Source organism: Microbacterium sp. SCPM-O-B-15248 (M128) (assembly GCF_058214835.1).
Genome location: NZ_JBYQLI010000006.1, coordinates 1 through 24,460, shown reverse-complemented (window position 1 = coordinate 24,460; position 24,460 = coordinate 1). Strand labels below are relative to the sequence as shown.

At 72.0% G+C, this 24,460-nt stretch carries 20 protein-coding genes, 1 other RNA gene and 1 pseudogene; 16 read left to right on the top strand and 6 right to left on the bottom strand.

Features of this window, described 5'->3' with window-relative positions; genetic code table 11:
* Positions 1 to 33 precede the first annotated feature (33 nt).
* Positions 34 to 630 (top strand): PadR family transcriptional regulator, encoded by a 597-nt coding sequence (locus tag AC3E6M_RS11245; RefSeq protein ID WP_490529923.1) that lies wholly within the window; start codon positions 34 to 36, stop codon positions 628 to 630.
* On the opposite strand, the gene AC3E6M_RS11240 is transcribed toward AC3E6M_RS11245, so the two are convergent.
* The 4 genes from AC3E6M_RS11240 to AC3E6M_RS11225 all read right to left on the bottom strand — a co-directional run bounded on the left by AC3E6M_RS11240 (position 627) and on the right by AC3E6M_RS11225 (position 4,568).
* The gene (locus AC3E6M_RS11240) at positions 627 to 2,174 is read right to left on the bottom strand and encodes an acyl-CoA synthetase (protein ID WP_490529922.1); all 1,548 of its coding nucleotides are present in this window, start codon (positions 2,172 to 2,174) and stop codon (positions 627 to 629) included. The genes AC3E6M_RS11245 and AC3E6M_RS11240 overlap by 4 nt on opposite strands.
* A 95-nt stretch (positions 2,175 to 2,269) precedes the next feature.
* A complete protein-coding gene (locus AC3E6M_RS11235) occupies positions 2,270 to 2,722 on the bottom strand; it encodes a MaoC family dehydratase (protein WP_138177852.1) in 453 nt (150 codons plus the stop codon).
* Between the two features lie 17 nt (positions 2,723 to 2,739).
* Positions 2,740 to 3,624: an amidohydrolase family protein gene (locus AC3E6M_RS11230; RefSeq protein WP_490529921.1), complete on the bottom strand. Its 885-nt coding sequence runs from the start codon at positions 3,622 to 3,624 to the stop codon at positions 2,740 to 2,742.
* 5 nt (positions 3,625 to 3,629) lie between these two features.
* The gene (locus tag AC3E6M_RS11225; protein ID WP_490529920.1) at positions 3,630 to 4,568 is read right to left on the bottom strand and encodes an SDR family oxidoreductase; all 939 of its coding nucleotides are present in this window, start codon (positions 4,566 to 4,568) and stop codon (positions 3,630 to 3,632) included.
* A gap of 76 nt (positions 4,569 to 4,644) precedes the next feature.
* Between AC3E6M_RS11225 and AC3E6M_RS11220 the strand changes: the two genes are divergently transcribed.
* Both AC3E6M_RS11220 and ffs read left to right on the top strand, forming a co-directional pair.
* Positions 4,645 to 5,091: a MarR family winged helix-turn-helix transcriptional regulator gene (locus AC3E6M_RS11220; protein WP_490529918.1), complete on the top strand. Its 447-nt coding sequence runs from the start codon at positions 4,645 to 4,647 to the stop codon at positions 5,089 to 5,091.
* A gap of 53 nt (positions 5,092 to 5,144) precedes the next feature.
* An RNA gene (ffs, locus tag AC3E6M_RS11215) (signal recognition particle sRNA small type) lies at positions 5,145 to 5,241 on the top strand.
* A 27-nt stretch (positions 5,242 to 5,268) separates the two neighbouring features.
* Here the strand turns inward: ffs and AC3E6M_RS11210 are convergent.
* On the bottom strand, positions 5,269 to 5,937 hold the full coding sequence (locus AC3E6M_RS11210; protein WP_490529917.1) for an NUDIX domain-containing protein: 669 nt from the start codon (positions 5,935 to 5,937) through the stop codon (positions 5,269 to 5,271).
* Positions 5,934 to 6,299: a DUF4406 domain-containing protein gene (locus AC3E6M_RS11205; protein ID WP_171024379.1), complete on the bottom strand. Its 366-nt coding sequence runs from the start codon at positions 6,297 to 6,299 to the stop codon at positions 5,934 to 5,936. Before AC3E6M_RS11205 ends, AC3E6M_RS11210 begins: the two co-directional genes overlap by 4 nt.
* Positions 6,300 to 6,338: 39 nt before the next feature.
* Here AC3E6M_RS11205 and AC3E6M_RS11200 point away from each other — a divergent pair, with 39 nt between their 5' ends.
* The 13 genes and pseudogenes from AC3E6M_RS11200 to AC3E6M_RS11140 form a co-directional block, all read left to right on the top strand.
* Positions 6,339 to 7,127 carry a DeoR/GlpR family DNA-binding transcription regulator gene (locus AC3E6M_RS11200; RefSeq protein ID WP_490529916.1) on the top strand — a complete coding sequence of 263 codons (789 nt, stop codon included), beginning with the start codon at positions 6,339 to 6,341 and terminating at the stop codon, positions 7,125 to 7,127.
* Between the two features lie 48 nt (positions 7,128 to 7,175).
* A complete protein-coding gene (gene pta / locus AC3E6M_RS11195; RefSeq protein ID WP_490529915.1) occupies positions 7,176 to 9,311 on the top strand; it encodes a phosphate acetyltransferase in 2,136 nt (711 codons plus the stop codon).
* Positions 9,308 to 10,540, top strand: coding sequence for an acetate/propionate family kinase (locus tag AC3E6M_RS11190; RefSeq protein ID WP_490529914.1), 1,233 nt, complete (start codon positions 9,308 to 9,310; stop codon positions 10,538 to 10,540). The genes pta and AC3E6M_RS11190 overlap by 4 nt, the downstream gene beginning before the upstream one ends.
* A gap of 10 nt (positions 10,541 to 10,550) precedes the next feature.
* Positions 10,551 to 11,711, top strand: coding sequence for an N-acetylglucosamine-6-phosphate deacetylase (locus AC3E6M_RS11185; protein WP_490529913.1), 1,161 nt, complete (start codon positions 10,551 to 10,553; stop codon positions 11,709 to 11,711).
* Positions 11,712 to 11,796: 85 nt separating this feature from the next.
* Entirely contained in the window at positions 11,797 to 12,531 is a 735-nt protein-coding gene (locus AC3E6M_RS11180) for an HAD family hydrolase (protein ID WP_490529912.1), read from the top strand.
* A gap of 53 nt (positions 12,532 to 12,584) precedes the next feature.
* Positions 12,585 to 15,113 carry a glycoside hydrolase family 65 protein gene (locus tag AC3E6M_RS11175; RefSeq protein ID WP_490529911.1) on the top strand — a complete coding sequence of 843 codons (2,529 nt, stop codon included), beginning with the start codon at positions 12,585 to 12,587 and terminating at the stop codon, positions 15,111 to 15,113.
* Between the two features lie 589 nt (positions 15,114 to 15,702).
* Complete coding sequence (locus AC3E6M_RS11170; RefSeq protein WP_490529910.1) at positions 15,703 to 18,612, top strand: DNA polymerase III subunit gamma and tau; 2,910 nt, start codon at positions 15,703 to 15,705, stop codon at positions 18,610 to 18,612.
* Positions 18,612 to 19,205, top strand: coding sequence for a recombination mediator RecR (gene recR, locus AC3E6M_RS11165; protein WP_138178246.1), 594 nt, complete (start codon positions 18,612 to 18,614; stop codon positions 19,203 to 19,205). Before AC3E6M_RS11170 ends, recR begins: the two co-directional genes overlap by 1 nt.
* 219 nt (positions 19,206 to 19,424) lie before the next feature.
* On the top strand, positions 19,425 to 19,961 hold the full coding sequence (locus AC3E6M_RS11160) for a hypothetical protein (RefSeq protein WP_138178248.1): 537 nt from the start codon (positions 19,425 to 19,427) through the stop codon (positions 19,959 to 19,961).
* 40 nt (positions 19,962 to 20,001) lie between these two features.
* A complete protein-coding gene (locus tag AC3E6M_RS11155; RefSeq protein WP_490529909.1) occupies positions 20,002 to 21,648 on the top strand; it encodes a protein kinase domain-containing protein in 1,647 nt (548 codons plus the stop codon).
* A 235-nt stretch (positions 21,649 to 21,883) separates the two neighbouring features.
* A complete protein-coding gene (gene pstC, locus AC3E6M_RS11150; protein WP_490529908.1) occupies positions 21,884 to 22,903 on the top strand; it encodes a phosphate ABC transporter permease subunit PstC in 1,020 nt (339 codons plus the stop codon).
* Complete coding sequence (pstA, locus tag AC3E6M_RS11145) at positions 22,903 to 24,252, top strand: phosphate ABC transporter permease PstA (RefSeq protein WP_138178279.1); 1,350 nt, start codon at positions 22,903 to 22,905, stop codon at positions 24,250 to 24,252. Before pstC ends, pstA begins: the two co-directional genes overlap by 1 nt.
* Positions 24,249 to 24,460: pseudogene (locus AC3E6M_RS11140) on the top strand (phosphate ABC transporter substrate-binding protein PstS); the annotation flags it as partial. The gene pstA and the pseudogene AC3E6M_RS11140, both read left to right, overlap by 4 nt.

Sequence of the window (24,460 nt, the reverse complement as noted above, 5' to 3'; positions counted from 1 at the left end):
GGGCGCACGCCACGTCGCAAGAGGGGAGGGGCGATGAGCCTGCGCTACGCGCTCCTGGCGCTGCTGACCGCCCAGCCGATGACCGGGTACGACCTCGCCAAGGCCTTCCACGGCTCGGTCGGACACGTCTGGCACGCCCCCGACTCGCAGATCTACCCCGAGCTCAAGCGCATGGTCGCCGACGGTCTCCTGCGCGACGAAGCGGTGCCGTGGGGGAGCGCCACGACCAAGACGCGGTACACGATCACCGACGAGGGCGTCGACGACCTGCGCCGGTGGATGGAGCAGCCGGTCGTCTACGGCGCCGACCGCGACCCCGCGCTGCTGCGCGCGGCCTACTTCGAGTGGGCCGAGCCGGATGCCGCCCGCGCGCGGCTGCGCGAGCACATCGCCCACTACGAGGTGCGGCGCGGGCTCTGGCAGGGGCAGCTCGACGCGATCCGTGGGCGCACGCATCCGATCGTGGCCCGGCGCCTCGAGACCGACACGGTGCACGACCCTGCGGCGATCGTCGCCTTCAAGGTCTTCGCCTACGAGGGGTTCGTGGCGCGCGCCGACCACGAGATCGCCTGGGCCGAGCGCGGTCTCGCCCTCGTCGACGCGATCGAGAACGGCAGCGCGCCCCGCTAGGACCCGGAGAGCAGTCGCGCCCGCAGCTCGGCCTTGCGCACCTTGCCCGAGGCCGTCCGGGGCAGGTCGTCGACGATCGTCACCGCCTTCGGGATCTTGTACCGCGCGATCTGCCCCGACAGGGCCGCGCGCACGGTCTCGGTGTCGACCACCGCCCCGTCCGCGACCGTCACGAGGGCGATCGGCACTTCTCCCCACTTCTCGTCCGGGATGCCGATCACCGCGACGCCCGTGATCCCGGGGAGCCCGGCGAGGAGCCCCTCGACCTCGGCGGGGTAGATGTTCTCGCCACCGGAGATGATCATGTCCTTGAGCCGGTCGGCGATGTAGAGGTAGCCGTCCTCGTCGAGGTACCCCAGGTCGCCGGAGCGGAACCAGCCGTCCGCGGCGAATGCGGCCGCGGTCGCTTCGGGCTGGCCGTGGTAGCCCGCGAAGACGTTGGGCCCCTGCACGTGGATCTCGCCCACGGTGCGGGCGGGCACCGGCATCCCGTCCTCTCCGACCACCCGCACGTCGGTGAAGAAGTGCGGCAGACCCACGCTCCCCGCCTTCTGGCGCGTCATGGATGCCGACATGCTCGTCGCCCCGGGAGAGGTCTCGGTCATGCCGTATCCCTGCGTGAACGACAGGCCGCGGGCCTCGTACGCCTCGCGGATCCGCGGCGGGACCGCCGAACCGCCGCACGTCAGCGTGCGCAGGCTCGAGATGTCGGTCGTGGACCACTCGGGGTGGTCGGCCATGAGCTGGTAGGTGGTGGGGACGCCCGAGACCACCGTGACGCCGTGGCGCTCGATGAGATCGAGCGCGCGCCCCGCCTCGAAGCCCGCCTCGAGGACGACCGTCGCCCCCTTCATGAGCGCGGGGAGGGCCCCCATGCCGAGCGAGGCGACGTGGAACAGCGGCGAGATCATGAGCGAGACGTCGGCGGAGACGAGGTCGTAATCGATGATCGTGTTCACCGACACCCACGTGAGGTTCCCGTGCGTGAGCAGGGCGCCCTTCGCGCGGCCGGTGGTGCCGGAGGTGTACACGAGCGCCGCGGGGTCGTCGAGTCCCGTCGGGACCGGCGCGCGTACCTCGGCGACGAGGGACAGGAGGCGCTCGAGCCCGGGCTCGCCGTCGCGTCCCGACGCCCCGGTGCCCACGACACGCGGGGCGGCGTCGCCTCGGAAGGCGCCGCCGGACAGAGCCGCGGCGGCACGGTCGCCGAACGCCGCGTCGTGCACGAGCACGCGCGCGCCCGAGTCGGCGAGGACGTGGGCGATCTCGGGTGCGGCCAGACGCGTGTTCACCGGCACGAAGACGGCCCCGAGGTGCGCGGCGCCGAAGAGCAGGAAGAGGAACTCGGGCGCGTTCTCGCCGAGGTAGGCGACGCGGTCTCCGCGACCGACGCCGTGAGCGGAGAGGACGGCGGCGGTGCGCTCGGCGGCGTCGGCGAGTTCGGCGTAGCTGACCCGCCGATCGTCGCCGAAGATCAGGGCCGTCTTGTCGGGGTGCTTGAGGCGGCGGCGGGGGAGCCAGGCGCCGAGTCCGGGTGTGCTCATCGTTCTCTTCATCGAGGGCGGGCGCCGCGGTGCGCCCGGGAGCGGGTGGGATGCCGCCCGCGCGTCGCCGGGGTCGGGCGCGCGCGGGCGGGGTGTCAGGCGGAGAAGCGGTAGAGCCCTCGGGCGACGACGGCGGGCTTGTCTCCTCCGTCGACCTCGATCGTCTGGTCGACGGCGAGCTGGTAGCCGCCGCGCACCTCCGTCACCTCGGCGACGACGGCGTTCATGCGCACGCGCGCACCGACCTTCACCGGCGAGACGAAGCGCACCTTGTCCAGACCGTAGTTGACCTTCGTGGTCACTCCCGTGACCTCGAGCAACTCGGTCCAGAACTTCACCGTGAGCGACAGGCTGAGGTAGCCGTGCGCGATCGGCCCGCCGAAGGGGCCGTCCTTCGCGCGCTCGGGGTCGACGTGGATCCACTGATGGTCGTCGGTGGCGTCGGCGAAGAGGTCCACGCGGCTCTGCGTGACCTCCAGCCAGTCCGACCAGCCGAGGTCGGTCCCGGCGAGGCCGGCGATGTCGGCGTAGGCGACGGTCGTGGTCATGGTGTTCTCCGTTCGGGTCAGGGGGTCAGGCCGAGCAGGCGCGCGGCGTTGTCGAGGAGGATGCCGGGCATCCGCTCGGGCTTGAGCGCCGTCGACTCGACGTCGCGCATCCAGCGGTCGGGCGTCAGGAGCGGGAAGTCGCTGCCGAAGAGGATGCGCTCGCGCAGGAACGAGTTCGCCGCCCGCACGAGCTGCTCGGGGAAGTACTTCGGGCTCCACCCCGACAGATCGATCCACGTGTTGTGCTTGTGCGTCGCCACCGAGATCGCCTCGTCCTGCCACGGAACCGAGGGGTGGGCCATCACGATCTGCAGGGTGGGGAAGTCGGCGGCCACCGGGTCGAGCAGCATCGGGTTCGACAGTGCCAGGCGCAGCCCCCGGCCCCCCGGCATCCCGGCTCCGATCCCGGTCTGGCCGGTGTGGAAGAGGGCCACCACCCCCGCGGCCTCGAGCTCGGCGTAGAGCGGGTAGTGCGCCTCGTCGCTCGGGTCGAAGCCCTGCACGGTGGGGTGGAACTTGAATCCGCGCACCCCGCTCTCGTCGATCAGGCGCCGCGCGCGCTCGACGGCGTCGGGACGGCGCGGGTCGACGGATCCGAAGGGGATCAGCACGTCGGGGTGACGTGCCGCGCCCGCGGCGACCTCGGCGCTCGAGATCGGCGGGTGCCCCAGCTGCGTCTCGGCGTCGACGGTGAACACCACCGCCGCCATCCGCCGCTCGCGGTAGTACGCGGCGATGCTGTCGAGGTCGGGGCGCGGGCCGTCGGTCGAGAAGTAGCGGCTGGCCGCCTCGGCGAGGTCGTCGGGCAGCGAGGTGTGGGCGTGGCCGTCGACCTCGATGTGCACGTGCATGTCGATCGCGGTCAGCGCCGCGACGTCGATGGCGGGCTCGTAACGGGTCACGCCGGTCACCGCGCGGGGTCGCGACGCAGGTCGTCGGGGAGCGGTGGGAAGCTCTCCCCGACGACCTGCAGGGGGCCGACGGCCTCGGCGAAGCCCGCGGTGAGGTCCTCGGCGGTCCAGCCGCCGTCGCGGTAGGCGGTGGCGGCCGGCTCGGGGTGCGTCCACAGCTGCAGGCGATCGCCGCCGACACCGATCGCCTGGCCGGTCACTGCGCCGGCGGCATCCGAGGCGAGGTAGGCGATCAGGCCCGCGACGTCGTCGGACGTGCCGAAGCCGAGGTCGTGGCGGAAGAAGGCGGGCATGGGCTCCCCGGCGGCGTCGGCCTCGACGGCGGCGGCGAAGTAGGGCACCGTCGCGGTCATGGCGGTGGCGGCGACGGGGATCACCGCGTTCGCCGTGATCCCGGCGCGCTTCAGCTCGAGGGCCCAGGTGCGCACCATGCCGACGATGCCGGCCTTGGCGGCGGCGTAGTTCGTCTGGCCGAAGTTGCCGCGCTGACCGGTGGGGGAGCCGATGCAGATGATCCGCCCGGCGACGCCGTGCTCGCGCATCCACCCCGCCGCTTCGCGCACGCACGTGAAGGTGCCGCGCAGGTGCACCCCGATCACGGTGTCGAAGTCGTCGTCGCTCATCTTCCACAGCACGGTGTCACGCAGGACCCCGGCGTTGGTGACGAGGATGTCCAGACCGCCGAAGGTGTCGACGGCGGTGCGGACGAGCTGTTGGGCCGTCGCGGTGGGTCCGACGGGTGCGACGACCGCGACCGCGCGGCCCCCGTCGGACTCGATCGTGGCGACGGCCTCCGCCGCGGTCGCCGCGTCGACGTCGTTGATCACGACGGCGGCGCCGTGGCGGGCGAGTTCGCGAGCGTAGGCGAGGCCGAGGCCGCGGCCCGAGCCGGTGACGACGGCGACTTTGCCGTCGAGGAGCGGTGCGCTGGTCATGGGGATCCTTCCGTCGAGACCATTTCTAAACTCAACGATTGAGAATGTCAATCATTGAGTTCGCTACCATCGGGGAGTGACCTCGACGCCCGCCCCCGATGCGCCCGTCCGCCTCGACGACGAACTCAGCTTCCTCATGGCGCGCGCGAACGCCCTCTCCATCGCGGCCGGCAACGCCGCGCTCGCGCCCCTCGGTCTGCGGGTGCGGTCGTACTCGGTGCTCGCGCTCGCCGCGGGAGAGACGCGTCCCTCGCAGCGCGAGGTCTCCGATCATCTGCGGCTGGATCCGAGCCAGGTCGTCGCTCTCGTGGACGACCTGCAGCGCCGCGGTCTCGTCACGCGCGAGCCCGATCCGCGCGACCGCCGCGCCAACGTCGTCGTGATCACCGCGCCGGGCCGCGCGCTGCTGGACGAGGCCCGCCCCGCGATCCTGGCGGCCGAGCGCGAGCTGCACGCCGGCCTCGACGACGGAGAGCGACGGCAGCTCACGACGCTGCTGCGGCGCGTGGCGTTCCCGGACTGAGCCCCGCGCGTCGGCCCGGGGCGTGCGCCGGCCCGCCGGTCGGGTAGACTCGTGTCGGCTCTCCGCGCGGCGGCATCCAGGCCAACTCCCCCAGGACGGAAACGTAGCAAGGGTAACCAGGCTCTACCGGGTGCGCGGAGAGTCTTTTCTTTGCCCGCGGATCCGGATGCCTCGCCCTCAGCGGCGCGCGAACGGCCCGTCGATCACCGCCCACTGCAGCAGCATGATCGTCTTGGCATCCTGGATCTCTCCGTCGCGGACCATCTGCAGCGCCGCGTCGATGTCGTACTCGAGGATCTCGATCTCCTCGCCCTCCTCGACCAGGCCTCCGCGGTCGCCCTCGCGCGACGCCCCGTCGTACGCGGCGGCGAAGAAGTGCAACCGCTCCGTGACTGATCCGGGGCTCATGTACACCTCGAACACCGGGTGCACCTCGGTGACGACGACCCCCGTCTCCTCCTCGGCCTCGCGGCGAATGGCGGTGATCGGGTCGTCGTCGTCCAGCAGCCCGGCCGCGGTCTCGATGAGCATCCCGTCGGGGTGGTCGTTGACGTACACCGGGTAGCGGAACTGCCGCGTGAGCAGCACCGTGCGCCGGTCGGGGTCGTAGAGCAGGATCGTCGCGCCGTTGCCGCGGTCGTACGTCTCGCGCTTCAGCGTCGCCCATTCGCCGTCGTCGCCGAGGTACCGGAAGGTCGTCGCGCGCAGGACGTGCCATCCGGCGGCGAGGAGTTCGACGTCGTCGACCACGACGCGCGGGTTGCGGTCGAGATCGCGGCCGGTGAGGTGCAGGCCCGTGCGGCCTCGGTGGTCGGGGACGGTGGTGCCGGGGCGTGCGTCGTTCATGCGGTCGGGATCTCCTCGATCGAGGTGTACACCGGGATGCCGCGTTCGAGCGCGATCTCCACGTCGCGGTCCGCGCCGCGCGAGGCGCCGGGAAGGCGGAGGACGGCGTCGCAGTGCTGCAGCAGGCGCTCCGCGGTCGGATAGAGCACCTCGGAGGCGAGCGGGTCGTTCGGCCCCGACGCCCCCGCGCTCGCGAGGACGGGCAGCGCGACCCACTCGCCGATCATCGGGACGTGCCCGGCGCGGAAGATCGGCCACGCCGCCTCCTCCAGACGGCGCAGGTTCGCGGCCATGCGCGCGGGGTCGCCGTCGGTACCCGAGGCGTACGGTCCGGCGATCAGGATCAGGAGGGGGCGGCTCATAGTCGGAACGATAGTGCAGAAACGTGCAAGAATGTGGACATGATGCTGGCTGCTGCGCGCAAGGGCGTCCTGCTCGAGAGGTTGCGGCGCGACGGGCGCCTCGTGGTCAAGGATGTTGCGGTCGAGCTCGGCCTGTCCGAGGACAGCATTCGCCGCGACCTGCGGGAACTGGATGCCGCGGGCCTCGCCGTGCGTGTCTACGGCGGTGCTCTGTCGGCTTCGCCCGCGGTCGCCGACTACTCGGTGCGCCAGGAGGTCGCTCGCGAGAGCAAGGCGCGCGTGGCGGACGCCGCCGTGGCCCTGATCGAGCCCGGTTCCACGGTGCTGCTCGACGGCGGCACCACGACGCTCGCGATGGTCCATGCCCTGCCCCGGGCGTTCGCCGGGACGATCATCACGCATTCGCCGACCATCGCCGCCGCGCTCCTGGACCACGACGCGGAGGTCATCGTCATCGGCGGGCGCGTGTTCAAGCACTCGGCGGTGGCGTGCGGTGCCGCCGCGGTGGAAGCCGCGCAGCGGGTCAGCGCCGACGTCTTCTTCTTGGGCGTCACGGGCGTGCACGGCGAGGCGGGGCTGACGACGGGGGATGCCGAAGAAGCGGCGATGAAGCGTGCCCTCGCCGAGCGGGCGGCCGAGACGTTCGTCCTCGCGAGCGAAGAGAAGCTGGGCGCGGCCTCGCGCTTCGGCATCCTGCCGCTCACGGGCGTCTCCGGGATCATCGCCGATCTCGACCGCGGCGATCCCCGCGCCGGGGCCCTGCGTCGGGCGGGCGCTCGATTGCTGCCCGTTCCGCCCGCCCCGGGGCCGCTCGACATCGCTCGATAGCGAGGCAACCCCCGCGCGATGTCACCTCCCCCGCATAGGGTGGAGCCCGTGACGCAGAGCATCTACATCACGTCGGCCGAGGGTCACTCGGGCAAATCCACGGTGGCTCTGGGTGTCCTCGACGCCCTGAGTCGCGTCACCCCGCGCGTCGGCGTCTTCCGGCCGATCGCGCGCTCGACCGCCGAGCGCGACTACGTGCTCGAAATGCTGCTCGACCACGACGGCGTCGACCTCGCCTACGACGAGTGCGTGGGCGTCACGTACGACGACGTGCGCGACGACGCCGACGCCGCGCTCGGACGCATCGTCGAGCGGTACAAGGCGGTCGAGGCCCAGTGCGACGCGGTCGTGGTGATCGGCAGCGACTACACCGACGTCGGCAGTCCCGCCGAGCTCGCCTACAACGCCCGTATCGCGGCCAACCTCGGGGCACCGGTGCTCCTCGTCCTCGGCGGCCGCGCGCAACAGGGACAGGGTGAGACGCTGGGACTGTCGGTCGCCCGCACCCCGCAGGAGGTCGGGCAGATCGCGGCCCTCGCTCTCCCCGAGCTGCTGCACGAGCGTGCCGAGGTGTTCGCCGCGATCGTCAATCGCGCCGATCCCGACCTGCTCGACGAGGTCGTGTCCTCGGTGCGGCACGTCGTCGACACGGCCGGCGCACCGCGCAGCCGGACGGTGCCGGTGTGGGCGCTCCCCGAGGACCGCTTCCTCATCGCGCCGTCGATGCGCGGAGTGCTGCGCTCGGTCGAGGGCGAGCTCATCAAGGGCGACCCCGAGCTGCTCACCCGCGAGGTGCTCGGCGTGGTGGTGGCCGGCATGTCGATGGTCAACGTCCTGCCGCGCCTGATGGAATCCGCGGTCATCGTCATCCCCGCCGACCGCACCGAGGTGCTGCTGGCGGCGCTCCTGGCGCACTCGTCGGGGACGTTCCCCTCGCTCGCCGGCGTCGTGCTCAACGGCGGGTTCGAGCTGCCCGACGCGATCGTGCGCCTCATCGACGGCCTCGGTTCGTCGCTGCCGATCATCGCCACCGATCTGGGCACCTACGACACCGCGGTGCGGATCATGAACACGCGCGGACGTCTGGCCGCCGATTCGCAGCGCCGCTACGACACGGCACTGGCGATGTTCGAGCGCCACGTCGACACCGAGCTCCTCACCCGCGAGCTGGGCGTTTCCCGCCCGAGCGTCGTGACCCCGCTGATGTTCGAGTACGGCCTCGTCGATCGCGCGCGCGCCGACAAGCGCCGCATCGTGCTGCCCGAGGGCACCGACGACCGCGTGCTGCGGGCCGCGGCCACCGTGCTCTCGCGCGGCATCGCCGACCTGACGATCCTCGGCGAGCCGATCGAGGTGCGCGGCCGCGCGATCGAGCTCGGCATCGACATCCGTGACGCCGAGGTGCTGAGCCCCTTCGACGCGGTGCACGTCGACAAGTTCGCCACCGAGTACGCGCGTCTGCGCGCCCACAAGGGCGTCACGTACGCGCAGGCGGCCGACACCGTCACCGACGTGTCGTACTTCGGCACGCTCATGGTGCACTTGGGCCTGGCCGACGGGATGGTCTCGGGTGCCGCGCACACCACGGCCCACACGATCCGCCCCGCGTTCGAGATCATCAAGACCGCGCCCGGTGTGTCGGTCGTCTCGAGCGTGTTCCTCATGGCGTTGGCCGACCGCGTGCTGGTCTACGGCGATTGCGCCGTCATCCCCGACCCCACGAGCGAGCAGCTCGCCGACATCGCGGTGTCGTCGGCGGCGACCGCGACGCAGTTCGGCATCGAACCGCGCGTCGCGATGCTGTCGTACTCGACGGGGGAGTCGGGCACGGGCGCCGACGTCGAGAAGGTGCGCGCGGCCACGGCGCTCGTGCGCGAGCGCGCGCCCGAGCTGCTGGTCGAGGGGCCCATCCAGTACGACGCGGCGGCCGACGCCGCCGTGGCGCAGGCCAAGATGCCCGGCTCCGAGGTCGCGGGGCGTGCGACCGTCTTCGTCTTCCCCGACCTGAACACCGGCAACAACACCTACAAGGCCGTGCAGCGCTCGGCCGGTGCGGTCGCGATCGGCCCGGTCCTGCAGGGTCTGAACAAGCCGATCAACGACCTGTCGCGCGGCGCCCTGGTCGGCGACATCGTCAACACGATCGCGATCACCGCGATCCAGGCCCAGGGGAGCCCCGCGTGAGCGTCGTGCTGGTCGTCAACAGCGGTTCGTCGTCGTTCAAGTACCAGCTGCTCGACATGGAGCACGAGCGCGTCCTCGCCTCGGGGCTGGTCGAGCGCATCGGCGAGGGCACGGGCGTCGCGACCCACACCGTCACCGCGGCATCCCTCGCTCCCTCCGACGGCCCTGCGCCGACGGTGACGGATGCCACGTCCGCCATCGAGCGCGAGATCCCCGACCACACCGCGGGGTTCGCCGTCATGCTCGAGGCCTTCGCTCTGCACGGCCCCTCGCTCGAAGAGCGCGCGCCGGTGGCGGTCGGGCACCGCGTCGTGCACGGCGGGGCGCGCTTCTTCGAGCCGACGCTGGTGACCCCGCTCGTCGAGATCAACATCGACGAGCTGTCGGTGCTGGCCCCGCTCCACAACCCCGCGAACCTCGCCGGGATCGTCGCGGCGAAGAAGGCCTTCCCCGCGGTTCCGCACGTGGCCGTCTTCGACACCGCATTCCACCAGTCGCTCGCCCCGGCGGCGTACACATACGCGATCGATCGCGAACTCGCCGAGGCGCACCGCATCCGCCGGTACGGATTCCACGGCACGAGCCACAAGTTCGTCAGCGAGTCCGCCGCGCAGTTCGTGGGACGGCCCCTGGCCGAACTCCGTCAGATCGTGTTCCACCTCGGCAACGGCGCGTCCGTCACCGCCATCGAGGGCGGCCGGTCCGTCGAGACCTCGATGGGCCTCACCCCGCTCGAAGGTCTCGTGATGGGCACGCGCTCCGGTGACCTCGACCCGGCGGTGCTGTTCCAGCTCGCCCGCCGTGCCGACCTCTCGATCGCCGACCTCGACACCCTCCTCAACAAGCGGTCCGGGCTCCAGGGTCTCGCCGGGGTGTCCGACATGCGCGACCTCACCGCGCGCTGCGACGCGGGCGACCCCGACGCCCAGCTCGCTTTCGACGTCTACGTCCACCGGCTGCGCGCGTACGCCGGGGCCTATCTCGCCCAGCTCGGCGGCGTCGACGTCATCTCCTTCACCGCGGGCGTCGGTGAGAACGCCGCGCGCGTGCGCGCCGAGGCCATGGCCACCCTGGGCTTCGCCGGGGTCGAGCTCGACGCCGAGCGCAACGAGACGCGGGGGCGCGGCATCCGTCGCATTTCGTCGGACGCCTCGCGCGTCGAGGTGCTCGTGGTGCCGACGAACGAAGAGCTCGAGATCGCTCGACAGACTCTGTCGGTCGCGTCCTGAGCCCACGGCCGTGACCCGCCTGCGCGCCGCCCGGGCCCTCATCGGCGGGGCGGTGGTGGGGCCCGTCGTGCTGGAGCTCGCGGGCGCGCGGATCCGGACGGTGCGTCCCGCACGAGACGACGACGTCGTCGACGTCGATCTCGCCGACGGCATGCTCAGTGCGGGGCTGCTCGATCTGCAGGTCAACGGCGCGTTCGGAGTGGATGTCGCCGCCGCCGACGGTGCCGCATGGCGGACGCTGCTCGCGGGACTGGCGACGCACGGCATCACGGGGGTGCAACCCACGGTGATCACGGCGCGGCTGCCCGAACTGGTGGCATCCCTCGGGCGGATCGGTCGCGCGCGCGACGCTTTCGCCGACGAATCGGTCGCCCGGGTCCTCGGGGCGCACGCGGAAGGACCGTTCCTCTCGCCGGCCCGGGCGGGAGCGCACCGCGCCGAGTGGCTGCTCGCGCCGACGTCCGCCCACATCGACGCGCTGGTGTCGGATCCCGGCGCGCATCGCGCGCTGCGCACCGTCACGCTCGCCCCCGAACTCCCCGGTGCGCTCGAGGCCGTCCGGCGTCTCACCCGAGAGGGGGTCGTCGTCGCCGTCGGGCACAGCGACGCCACCGCCGCGCAGGTCCACGCGGCGGGCGACGCCGGAGCGACCATGACCACGCACGTCTTCAACGCCCAACGGCCCCTGACCGCGCGCGAGCCCGGCGTGCCCGGAGCGGTGCTCGTCGACGACCGCTTCTTCGTGGGCACGATCATCGACGGCCGGCACCTCGACCCCCGCGTCGTGTCGCTCGTGATGACGGCGGCCGGCCGTCGCGCGGTCGGCGTGAGCGACGCGATCGTGACCGCCGGTCTCGCCCCGGGCGAGTGGCACGACTTCGGCGGGCAGCCCGTCGCGAACGACGACACGGGCCTCGGTCGGCGCCCCGACGGCACGATCGCCGGGGCCGGCGTCGTGCTCGACGAGGGTGTGCGCCGCATGATCGCGGCGGGCCTGGACCCGGCCGCCGTCCTCGCCGCGTGCACCGAGAACGCCGCCCGATCGCTCGGCCGCACCGACATCGGTCACGTCGCCGAGGGCGCTCTCGCCGACCTCGTGTGGTGGGATGCCACGTGGCATCCGTCCCGCGTGTGGATCGGCGGACGGGCCCTCCCGTCCGGGTCCCGCTGAGACCGCGGGGCGGCCTCGCCGGTACGCTGGGACAGCGACGTCCCCGTCGCGCTTGCACGTCCCGCCCTGCGATCTGGAGCCCGCCGTGACCGAGAGCCGTGACCTGCCCGACCTGACGTCGTACGACGCCGTGCTGTTCGACCTCGACGGGGTGCTCACGCCCACGGCGGAAGTCCACATGCGGGCGTGGAAAGAGATGTTCGACGAGCTCTTTGCGGCCTGGGACATCCAGCCGGCGTACACAGATCGCGACTACTTCGACTACGTGGACGGCAAGAAGCGCTACGACGGTGTCGCGAGTCTGCTGCGCAGCCGCGACGTCGAAGTGCCGTGGGGCGACCCGTCCGACGACCCGTCGAGCGACACCGTCTGCGGTGTCGGCAACCGCAAGAACATCGTGTTCTCGCGCATCCTGCGGGCCGAGGGCATCGCGCCGTACCCCGGCTCGATCGCGCTGCTGGACGTGCTGGACGAGGCCGGCACCCCGATTGCCGTGGTGTCCAGCTCGAAGAACGCCGTCGAGGTGCTCGAGGCCGCCGGCATCCGTGAGCGTTTCCCCGTGGTGATGGACGGCGTCGTCGCCGAACGCGATCACCTCGCGTCCAAGCCCGCGCCCGACGTGTTCGCCGAAGCGGCGAAGATGCTCGGCGTCGACCCGGCGCGCTCCGCGGCCGTCGAGGACGCCCTCAGCGGCGTGACCTCGGCCTCGTTGGCGGGTTTCGCTCTGGTCGTGGGCGTCGATCGCGGAGTGGGGGCGGACCAGCTCTCGGCTGCCGGGGCCGACGTGGTCGTCGACGACCTCCAGGCGTTCGTAGACTGAGCCGTCGCCTCGCGCGACTGACCCGAACCCCGGCACCGGAAGGCATGCCCCCGATGATCGATCGCGATCGTTTCCCCGTCGACGAATGGCGTCTCATCGAGACCGAGTTCTCGGCCGACGACACCGGTGTCACCGAGACCCTCTTCGCGATCGGCAACGGCTATCTGGGCTTGCGCGGCAACTCGATCGAGGGGCGCTTCGCCCACGAGCAGGGCACGTTCATCAACGGGTTCCACGAGACGTTCCCCATCCGCCACGCCGAGCAGGCGTACGGCTTCGCCGAGGTGGGGCAGACGATCATCAACGCCCCGGATGCCAAGGTCCTCCGGGTCTACGTCGACGACGAGCCGCTCTCGCTCGACATCGCCGACGTGCGCGACTACGAGCGCGTTCTCGACCTGCGCCAGGGGATCCTCCGTCGCACGCTGCTGTGGGTGACGCCCTCGGGCAAGGAGGTGCGCATCGAGGACGAGCGGTTCGTCTCCTTCGAGGAGAAGCACCTCGCCGTGCTCCGCTTGACCGTGACGGTGCTGAACGCCGACGCCCCGGTCGCGGTGAACAGCCAGCTGCTGAACCGTCAGGACGGCGAGGGCATCTACGGCGGTTCGCCGATGGCATCCCGGCAGTCCGGCTTCGACCCGCGGAAGACCGAGAAGCTCACCGACCGTGTGCTGCAGCCGCGCGACTACTGGCAGGACGGCGACCGTTCGGCCCTGTCGTACGAGGTCACCGAATCGGGGATGACGCTCGCCGTCATCGCCGAGCACGCGATCGAGACCGACAACGACTACACGGTCCGGCAGCTCGTCGAGCCCGACCTCGCCAAGACCGTGTACCGCGTGCACGCCCGGGCCGGGGTTCCCATGACGATCACGAAGCTCGTGAGCTACCACACCTCGCGCGGTGTGCCCGCGGGCGAACTCGTCGACCGGTGCCGCCGCACCCTCGACCGTGCCCGCGAGATCGGCGTCGACGGCCTCGTCGAACGCCAGATCGACTGGTTCGCCGCGTTCTGGGACCGCTCCGACGTGCGCATCGGCGGTCACGCCGACCTGCAGCAGGCGACCCGCTGGTGCCTGTTCCAGCTCGCCCAGGCCGCCGCCCGCGCCGACGGACACGGAGTCTCCGCGAAGGGCGTCACCGGGTCGGGGTACAGCGGTCACTACTTCTGGGACACCGAGGTGTACGTGCTGCCGTTCCTGGCGTACACGACGCCGCAGTGGGCGCGGAACGCGCTCCGCATGCGGCACCTCATGCTCCCCGCGGCCCGCAAGCGCGCCCACCAGCTCAACGAGGCCGGTGCTCTCTTCCCATGGCGCACGATCAACGGCGAAGAGGCCTCGGCCTACTACGCCGCCGGCACCGCGCAGTACCACATCAATGCCGACGTGGCCTTCGCGCTGGCGAAGTACGTCCGCGCGACCGGTGACGAGGAGTTCCTCGCCCGCGAGGGCGTCGACATCGCCGTCGACACGGCACGATTGTGGTCGACCCTCGGCTTCTGGCGCTCGAGCGACGGCGCCGACGGCGAGCCGGACTCCTTCCACATCCACGGCGTCACCGGGCCCGACGAGTACACCACCGTCGTCAACGACAACCTCTTCACCAACGTCATGGCGCGGTTCAACCTGCGCTTCGCGGCGCGGACGGTGCGCGACCTCGCCGAGAACGCCCCCGAGGACTACGGTCGCATGGTCGATCGCATGAACCTCGATCCCTCGGAGCCCGACCGCTGGGAGAAGGCGGCCGAGGCGATGCACATCCCGTTCAGCCCGGCGCTCGGCATCCATCCTCAGGACGCCGTGTTCCTCGAGCGCGAGATCTGGGACCTCGAGAACACCCCGCCCGACCAGCGCCCCCTGCTGCTGCACTTCCACCCGCTGGTCATCTACCGGTACCAGGTGCTCAAGCAGGCCGACGTCGTGCTCGCGCTGTTCCTGCAGGGCAATCACTTCACGGATGCCGAGAAGCTCGCCGACTTCGAGTACTACGACCCGCTGACCACCGGCGACTCGACGCTGTCGGCGGTCGTGCAGTCGATCCTGGCCGCCGAGGTGGGCTACCAGGACCTCGCGCTGGAGTACTTCCGGCAGGCGGCGTTCGTCGACCTCGGCGACCTGCACCACAACGCCGCCGACGGTGTGCACGTGGCCTCCGCCGGCGGCGTGTGGACGGCGCTCGTCAGCGGTTTCGGCGGCATGCGCGACCACTTCGGCCGCTTGACGTTCGACCCGCGGCTCCCGGTCGACTGGCCCGAGCTGTCGTACGTGCTGCACTGGCACGGGACGCGCCTGAACATCACGCTCACCGCCACCGCGCTCACCCTGCGGGCCGGGGAGGACGGGGAGCCGGTGGAGTTCGCCGTCCGTGGCGTGGACTACACCGTCGCGCCCGGCGAGAGCGTCCGGATCACGCTGCACGGCCAGGGCCCGGTGATCCCCGGACGCCCGTCGATCCGCCAGCTCGAGGGCTCGGTCCGCGAGGACGGCACCCTGATGTCGGCCTCGGTGCCGATCGTCACCACCGCGATCCCCCTCATCCCCAGCGATGACGAACCGGTGGCCGTGGGTCTGGACGCCTGAGTTCCCTCAGCCGACGCGCGGCGGTGCCCTCCGGGGCGCCGCCGCGTTCGTGTGCGCGGGGGGTGACCGGCGGTGGGACGCGGCGGGCGGGGGGTACGGGCGGTGTGGCGCGGCGGGGGGTGGTGCGGCGGTGTGAGAACAGGGGATGCGGTGGGGACAGGGCGTTTTCGGCTGGATCGGCCTGTTTTGGTGGCATCCCCTGTTCTGGTGACGATGGTCAGAGTCTTCGATGGGGCGCGGCGCGGCGGCGGGGGCGAGAACAGGGGATGCGGCGGGAACAGGCTGTTGTCGGGCGGATCGGCCTGTTTTGGTCGCATCCCCTGTTGTGGTGACGGGGGTGGTGACGTCGGGAGGGGGCGATGGGCCCTGCGGCGGTCGGAACAGGGGATGCGGTGGGCGCCGGCGGCGGTGTGAGAACAGGGGATGCGGTGGGGACAGGGCGTTTTCGGCTGGATCGGCCTGTTTTGGTGGCATCCCCTGTTGTGGTGACCGGGGGTGGTGACGAGGAGCGGGGGTTCCGCGGGGCCGAGGGGGTCGGGTGGGGGAGGGCGGCGGACGCGATGTCGGTGGCACGCCGTAGGCTGGAGGAGTGACGACAGCCCTGTACCGCCGATACCGCCCTCAGGCGTTTGGCGAGATGATCGGGCAGTCGCAAGTGACCGAGCCGCTGATGACCGCCCTGCGCAGTGACCGGGTGGGGCACGCCTACCTCTTCTCGGGTCCGCGCGGCTGCGGCAAGACGACTTCTGCCCGTATCCTCGCGCGCTGCTTGAACTGCGCCGAAGGCCCCACCGACACCCCCTGCGGGAAGTGCGACAGCTGCGTCGAGCTGGGTCGCGGCGGTGGCGGTTCGCTCGACGTCGTCGAGATCGACGCGGCGAGCCACAACGGTGTCGACGACGCGCGCGACCTGCGCGAACGCGCGATCTTCGCGCCGGCGCGCGACCGCTTCAAGATCTTCATCCTCGATGAGGCGCACATGGTGACCCAGCAGGGCTTCAACGCCCTGCTCAAGCTCGTCGAAGAGCCTCCTGCGCACGTGAAGTTCATCTTCGCCACGACCGAGCCCGAGAAGGTGCTGGGCACGATCCGCTCGCGGACGCACCACTATCCCTTCCGTCTCGTGCCGCCGGCGGCGATGCTCGAGTACGTCCAAGAACTGTGCGAGACCGAGGGCGTCGCGGTCGAGGCGGGCGTGCTTCCGCTCGTCGTGCGCGCCGGCGGCGGGTCACCGCGTGACACCCTCTCGTTGCTCGATCAGCTCATTGCCGGATCCGATCGGGATGCCGAGGGCCGGGTGCTCGTGAACTACGAGCGGGCCGTCGCACTCCTCGGCTACACGCACTCCGAACTGCTCGACGAGGTCGTCGACGCTTTTGCCGCTCACGACGGCGCGGGGGCGTTCACCGCGATCGACCGTGTCGTGCAGACGGGTCAGGATCCGCGGCGTTTCGTCGACGATCTGCTCGAGCGTCTGCGCGACCTCATCGTCGTCGCTGCGACGGGAGCGGGAGCCTCGGCGGTGCTGCGCGGAGTGCCCGACGACGAACTCGAACGCATGGCCCGCCAGGCCACCGCTTTCGGTGTCGCGCGACTGTCGCGGACGGCGGACCTCGTCGTCGCGGCCCTCGACGAGATGACCGGTGCCACGTCTCCTCGTCTGCAACTCGAGCTCCTCGTCGCCCGGGTTCTCACCCACGCGGGGGTTTCGCAGGGGGGCTCACCCGCCGCAGCGGCCGCGCACGGCACCGAGCAGGCGGCTGCGTCCGCCGCGCCTCCCGCCCCGAACCGTGAGGCCCCGGCCGCCCGCGTGGCTCCGCCCGCAACGGCTCCCGCGGTTGCGGCGCCGGATGCGCCGCGCGTCGCGGCGCCGGGTGTCGTCGCGCCCGCCGGGGTCGCCTCTCCGACCGTCGCATCGCCAACCGTCGCGTCTCCCGGGGTCGCCTCTCCCGGAATCGGCTCGCCGGGTGTCGCCTCGCCGGGTGTCGTCGCGCCCGCCGCTCCCCGCGTCGCCGCGCCCGCCGTCGCTTCACCGGGTACGGCCCAGCCCACGTCGTCCACCGCTCCCGACGGTGCCGCGTCGGCCTCAGCCGGGTCGTCATCTCCGGCGCCGGCAGCCGAGGCGCCCGCCCCGGCGGCGGCGTCCCCCGCGGGTGCTCCGCCCCGAGATCGCGCGCCCGGGCGGTCGACGGCATCCGTCGACACACCGTCCGACGACGATGCCCCGCCTCCTTTCGGCGACGACGATGCGCCGCCGCCGTTCGACGACGAGCCGCCGGGTGTCTCCGACGCGCATCCGTTCGACACCGCGCCCACGGCCGACGCGTTCGAGCCCCGCGCCTCCGGGCCGGCAGAGGCGGCTCCGCAGGAGCGTGCCTCCCGTCCGGCCGAGCCCGCCCCCACGGATTCCGAGCCCGCTCCCGCGGCGGCTGCGCCGGCCGAGCCCGCCCCCACGGATCCCGAGCCCGCTCCCGCGGCAGCTGCGCCCGCTGAGCCTGCGCCCTCTGCTGCCGAGCCTCGCAGCGCTGTGCCGGCGCCTGCGGCTCCCGCGCCTGGTGCCGTCGAGCCCGCCCCCGCGCCTGGTGCCGTCGAGCCCCGCAGCGCCGAGCCCCTGGAACCGTCGCCGCTCGACCACTCCGCGCCGACGCCGCCGGCCACCCCGGCCGGCCCTCTCGAGCTCTCGCACGTGCGTGACGCGTGGCCCGAGGTGCTCGGTCAGCTCGAAGCGCTCAGCCGGCCGTCGTGGCTCATCGTCTCGAATGCCGACGTCGCCGCCTATGACGACGACATCCTGACCCTGGCCTTCCGCACGGCATCCGACCTCACGGCGTTCAAGACGCGCTCGGCCGAGGGCGGCCCCAGCGAAGACCTCCGTCGTGCGATCCAGTCGGTGCTGGGCGTCCGGGTGAAGTACCTGGCGCGCCTCGAGGGCGACGGCGGATCCGGTGGGGGCGGTGCGCCGCGTGGCTCCGCGCCGCGTCCCTCCGGCGGCGGGCAGAAGACCCCGAGCGAAGCTCCCCGCGCGTCGGCCTCCTATGCCTCCGCTTCGGTCACCGATTGGGCCGTGGCACCGATTCCCGGCGGCTCCGCCTCGGGATCCGTCGCCGCGTCACCCCCCGCATCCCACGCCGCGCCCGCCGCGCCCCCCGCACCGCACGCCGCGCCGGCCGTCGCGGGCACGGTTCTCGCGGTCGACGACGAGCCCGAGGATGCCACGGGGCGACCCGCCGTCCGTATCGCTCCACCGCCCTTCGAGGGAACCGTTCTCCCCGCCGCCGACGTCGCCGCCTCCGTCCCCGCGCCCGAAGAGGTCGACGACGACGACGTCATCCCGCCCCCCGACGACGAGCTCGATCGTCCCGTCCCTCCCGTCGTCGTGCCGCGGATGGCTCCGCTGCGCGGGGGAGTGCAGCGCTATGGTGAGGCGGTCGTGCGCCAGATGCTCGGGGCGAACTACGTCCGCGACGAGCCCTACGAGCCCCCGACGAGGTTCAACTGATGTACGACGGCATCGTCCAAGACCTCATCGACGAATTCGGTCGGCTGCCCGGCATCGGGCCCAAGTCGGCGCAGCGCATCGCCTTCCACATCCTCCAGTCGCCGACGTTCGATGTCTCCCGACTGTCGACGCTCCTCGGCGAGATCCGCGAGAAGGTCAAGTTCTGCGAGGTCTGCGGCAACGTCTCCGAGCAGGACCGCTGCTCCATCTGCCGCGACCCGCGTCGTAACGAGGCCCTCATCTGCGTCGTCGAAGACGCCAAGGACGTCGCCGCGATCGAGCGCACTCGAGAGTTCCGCGGCCTGTACCACGTCCTCGGTGGCGCGATCAGCCCCATCGCCGGCATCGGTCCCGACGACCTGCGCATCACGCAGCTCATGCAGCGCCTCGCCGACGGCACGGTGCAGGAGGTCATCCTCGCCACCAACCCGAACCTCGAGGGCGAGGCGACGGCCACGTACCTGAGCCGGCTGCTGCACACCCTCGAGATCCGCGTCACCCGCCTGGCATCCGGTCTCCCCGTCGGCGGCGACCTCGAGTACGCCGACGAAGTCACCCTCGGCCGCGCGTTCGAAGGACGCCGCACGCTCTGAGCGCCGCCGCCACCGTCCTGGTGAGACGCCCGAAGGTGCGCGGCGCGAGGCGTCGCCCGCAGGGGTGATCTGCGGGTGAACCCCGAGCGTTGAGCGCCCGTGTACCCGGCGTTCATCCGCCGATGGACCTACGGATACCGTGCCACGGCACTTTTTGCCTACGGACTGCAGTCCGGGTGCCCGACCCTTCAGTTCTGCGGCCGTCAGACAGGGGTATCCGTGAGCGAGAAGCTCTCCGATCGCACAGTGCGGCGCGCGCGGATCGTGTTCGACACCTTCCGGTCGATCCATGATCCGCGGCTCGGCGCGTGGTTGCTGTTCCGCTCCCACCTCCTGCCCGAGTGGTCGATGACCGCCGGCAGCCTCGGCGAGAGCACTCCCGAGGCCGCCCTCACCCCGCTCGGCGTGTTCGGAGTGTGGCGCCTGCTGGCCACGAACAACCGCGAGCTCGCTCGGTGCGCCCGGGTCTTCGCATCGCCGCGGGCGGCGTTCGACGCCGTGGTCGCCGAGCAGGCCCGGGTGGAGGAGATGACGGTGACCGCCGTGCGGGGACCGCAGTCGACGACGCACGGATGGGTCATCCGCCGCGGCGATCGTCCCGTGCTCACCGCGGCGCGTTGGTACGAGTCGGCGAGCGAGGCCGCAGCTGCCGGGCGGGCCGCCAGCCACGCCCTCGGCACGGCCGAGATCGCCCAGGGCGTCAGCATCGGTACCGCTTCCGGGCGACGCACCCGCGTCGTGATGAACACCCCGTGATCGTGGCATCCAGCCTCGTCCTGTCCTGCGCGGGATCGTCGTGACGACGGGTCCGGGCCTCATCGCCGGCCGGTTCCGCCTCGAGGGACTCCTCGGCTCGGGTGGGACGGCATCGGTGTTCGCGGCCACGGACACGCTCCTGAATCGCCCGGTGGCCATCAAGCTGCTGCATCCGCACTTGTCCGAGAGCGAGGCTCTGCGCGAGGCCTTCCTCGTCGAGGCCCGGCGCACCGCCGCGGTGTCCCACCCGGGGATCGTCGAGGTGGTCGATGTCGGCACCTTCCAGGACGGTGCGGTCACGATCGCGTGGATCGCCCAGGAACGACTGGAGGGGACGACGCTCGCCGAGCACGTGCTCGCTCACGGTCCGCTCGGTGCCGGGGCCGCCCGCGGCATCGGCGTGACGATCCTCAGCGCGCTGGAAGCGGCCCACGCCGTCGGCCTGGTCCATCGCGACGTCTCCCCGGCCAACGTCCTCGTGCGTTTCGAGGGGGCCGAGCCCGTGCGCACGACCCTGCTCGATTTCGGACTGGCGGATGCCGCGGGCCGCGACGCGCGCGGAGACGACGTCCTGCGCAGTTCGGCGTCTGCGACCGCCGGGGTGGTGGGAAACGCGCAGTACGCCTCGCCCGAGCAGTTGCGCGGCGAACCGGTCGGCGTCCGCGGCGACGTCTACCAAGTGGGCGGTCTCCTGTACTTCGCCCTCACCGGACGGGCGCCGTTCGAGGGCGGCGACCGGGATGCCGTGGTGCGTGCGCAGCTGTCGGCGCCGCCGCCCGTGGCCTCGGTGCGCGCGCGCGGGGTGTCACCGGCGCTGGACCGCGTCCTCGTGCGGGCGATGCTCAAGGACCCCGCCGACCGCTTCGCCGACGCGGCCGAAATGCGGCGCGCGCTGGAGGCCGCGGCTCCGGCGCCGGAGCCGGAGCACGCGACCCGCGTGCTGCGCCCGGTATCCAGCGTCGCCCCGATCCTCGCCCCTGCCCCGGCGGCCGAGACGGGCGCCGTCGACACCCCGCGCCCCCGCGGCGACGGCCCGGGCTGGGCGACGGCGGCGGTCGTGATCGCGGTCCTCGCGCTCGTCGCGGTGGCCGTTCCCCTCATGGCCACGGCGGGGCGCCCCGGACCGGGAGCGGCGCCCACCGCGACGGCATCGTCGTCGAGCACTCCGGAGGCCTCGCCCACGACTCCCGTTCCCCCCGCCGCGGTCCCCGACGACGCGGTCGTCCCCGACCTGGGTTCGCTCGAGCAGACCCTCTCGGCGATCCAGGCCGCCGGGCTCGTGGCGGGCGCGGTGACCACCCAGGACTCCTCGCTCGCGGCGGGCACGGTGATCTCGGCCGACCCGGCCGCGGGATCCGCGGTGCCGCGCGGCACGACCGTGCGCCTCGTCGTGGCATCCGGAACCAACGCCGTGCCCCCGGTCGACGGGTGGTCGGCGGTCGACGCCGAGGCGGCGGTGCGCGCGGCGGGTTTCGCGCCCGAGAACGTCGCGACGGTATCGGACCGCCCCGCGGGCACGGTCATCGGTTCGGCGCCCGCGGCCGGCGGGTCCGCGCGCGTCGGGTCCACGGTGCGGCTTCTCGTCTCGACCGGCCGCGCCCCCGCACCCACGCCGACGCCGACCCCCACGACGGCGCCGTCGACGACCCCGACGGCGACCCCCACCCCGGCCCCGGGAGCACCGTGACGACCCCGCGGCATCCCTCGTTCACCTCCCGGCCAGTCGGCGTGGACGGTCGCTCCCGGTCACGTTCACGCCCCGGATCTACCGTCGCCAGTGCCGGCCACCCGAGCCGGTACGAGGGACAGCGGGCGCGTCGCGTCGCCGGTCGTCCGAACATCGCCCCGAGGTCGGCCCCGCTCCGCAGGATGCCGCCGCGGTGCCGATGCACGACCTGCCCGACGCGACCGACGGAGAGCGCATGACGGACACCACGACGGAGGTTCTCCCTCCCCGGCCCGAGGCGAACGAGCCCCGCCCCCGCTCCCTGAAGAGCCGGCCGGTGCAAGCGGACCGGGTCTTCCGGTCCGTCTCGTACGCCGCCGGCGGCGTGACGGTGGCGATCATGCTCGCCGTGGGCATCTTCCTCACCGCGCGAGCCGGCGATGCGCTGAGCGTCACGGGCGTCAGCTTCCTCACGACGCAGGAGTGGTCGCCCGAGACGGGCGCGTTCGGCGTCGCGGCGGTGCTGTTCGGTACCGTCACGATCGCGATCATCGCGATGGCGATCTCGGTGCCGCTGGCGATGGGGACGGCGCTGCTGATCAGCGAGATCGTGTCGCCGAAGATCCGGTCGCTGCTCATCACGCTCGTCGACCTGATGGCGGCCGTGCCGAGCGTCGTGTTCGGACTCTGGGGCGTGTTCTTCCTGCAGGCCAACATCATCCCCGTCTCGCAGTGGATCTCGGTCTACTTCGGGTGGATCCCGATCTTCCGCGTCACCGATGAGGCGGGTCAGCGTCTGACGGATGCGGGCGCGTTCACCTCGTCGGCGTTCATCGCCGGCATCGTCGTGGCCCTGATGGTCGTGCCCACGCAGACCTCGGTCATGCGCGAGGCGTTCTCCCAGGCGCCCCTCGGGGAGCGCGAGGGTGCACTCGCCCTCGGATCCACGCGCTGGGGGATGATCCGCGCCGTGGTGCTGCCCTTCGGTCGCGGCGGCATCATCGGCGGGACGATGCTGGGCCTGGGGCGTGCGCTCGGCGAGACGATCGCGGTCGTCATGATCATCTCGCCGATCTTCACGATCAACCCCGAGGTCCTCAAGACGGGCACGAACTCGGTGTCGGCCCTCATCGCGCTGCGGTACGGCGAGGCGAGCCAGTTCGGCCTGTCCGCGCTCATGGCCGCGGGACTCGTGCTGTTCATCATCACCCTCATCGTCAACTTCACCGCGTCGACGATCGTCGCGCGCAGTCGTTCCGGAGCGGAGAGCAACTGATGGCGATCCTCGCCCCCGATGCCCCGGTGGTCGACGCGGACGACGCCGCACGGCCGTCCCTGCGCACCGCGATCCCCGAACGCACGGGTCACGTCGGCGAACGTCGTGACCTGCGCACGGTGCCCTTCGGCGACACCTTCAACGTCGTGGGCAGCGCTGCGGCCGGCATCGCGCTGGCCACCCTCCTCTTCGGCTGGCTGACCCCGATGACGGGGATCATCGGATGGCTCATCGTCTCGTTCCTCTGCTTCCTCGGGATCTACGCGGTCTTGTCCTCGCTGCGGGCCGATCGGCTGGCCGTGAGCGAGCGCATCATGACGGCGCTGTTCTACTCCGCCGGTGTCCTGCTCTTGAGCGCCCTGGTCTTCGTCATCCTGTTCACGGTCGTACGGGGCTTTCCCGCGATCACGAACCTGAATTTCTTCGTCGAGACGATGAAGCTCGCCGGTCCGCTCGATCCCCTCACGATGGGCGGTATCGCGCACGCGATCGTCGGAACGCTCATCCAGATCGGCATCGCCCTGGTGATCACGATCCCCCTGGGCATCACGACGGCCGTCTTCCTCAACGAGATCGGCGGACCGTTCGCGCGCTTCGTGCGGACGATCTCGGATGCCATGACGGCGCTGCCCTCGATCGTCGCCGGTCTGTTCGTCTACGCCGCCGTGGTCACCCTCATCACGAACCAGCGCTCGGGGTTCGCGGCATCCCTGGCGATCAGCGTCATGATGCTCCCGATCATCATCCGCGCCTCCGACGTCGTGCTCCGTCTGGTTCCGCACAACCTCCGCGAGGCTTCGTACGCCCTCGGCACGAGCCGGTGGCGGACGGTGTGGAGCGTGGTGCTGCCGACTTCGCGTTCGGGACTGGTCACCGCGGTGATCCTCGGGACCGCGCGCGGTATCGGCGAGACCTCGCCGGTGCTCCTGACTTCGGGCGTGACCGCCGGGTGGAACCTCAACCCGTTCTCGGGGCCGATGATCTCTCTGCCGCTGCAGGTCTTCGACTTCGTCAAGTCGCCCGAGCCCAACATGGTCGCCCGTGGCTTCGGCGCCGCCGCGACCCTCGTGCTGCTCGTGCTGACGCTCTTCATCGTCGCGCGCCTGATCGGCGGCAAGGGCCCCGGGCAGCTGTCCGACCGTCAGCGCCGCGCCGCCGCGTCGGCGTCGGCACGTGACCTGCAGCGCATTCTGGCGTCCCAGGGGCGCTCACCGGGCAGCCCCGTCACGCGCGCGGAACGTCGCGCGCAGCCGCCCAAGGGAAAGCCTCCCCGCGACCTCCAGTGGCGCCTCGCTCAGCGCGCTCTGGCACCCCGCCCCGATCGACCCACCGAGGAGAACCCGTCGTGAATGTCCGTACCCGCCTGGCCCGACTGGGGGCGCTCGTCGTCGTCGCGGCCCTCGCGAGCGTGGGCGTCGCGCCCGCGCACGCGGCCGACGTCTACGTGACGATCACCGGCTCCGGCTCCACGTGGTCGCAGAACGCCCTCGACCAGTGGCGCACGAACGTCGCCAGCAACTACGGCATGACGGTGAACTACAACGGCACCGGGTCGTC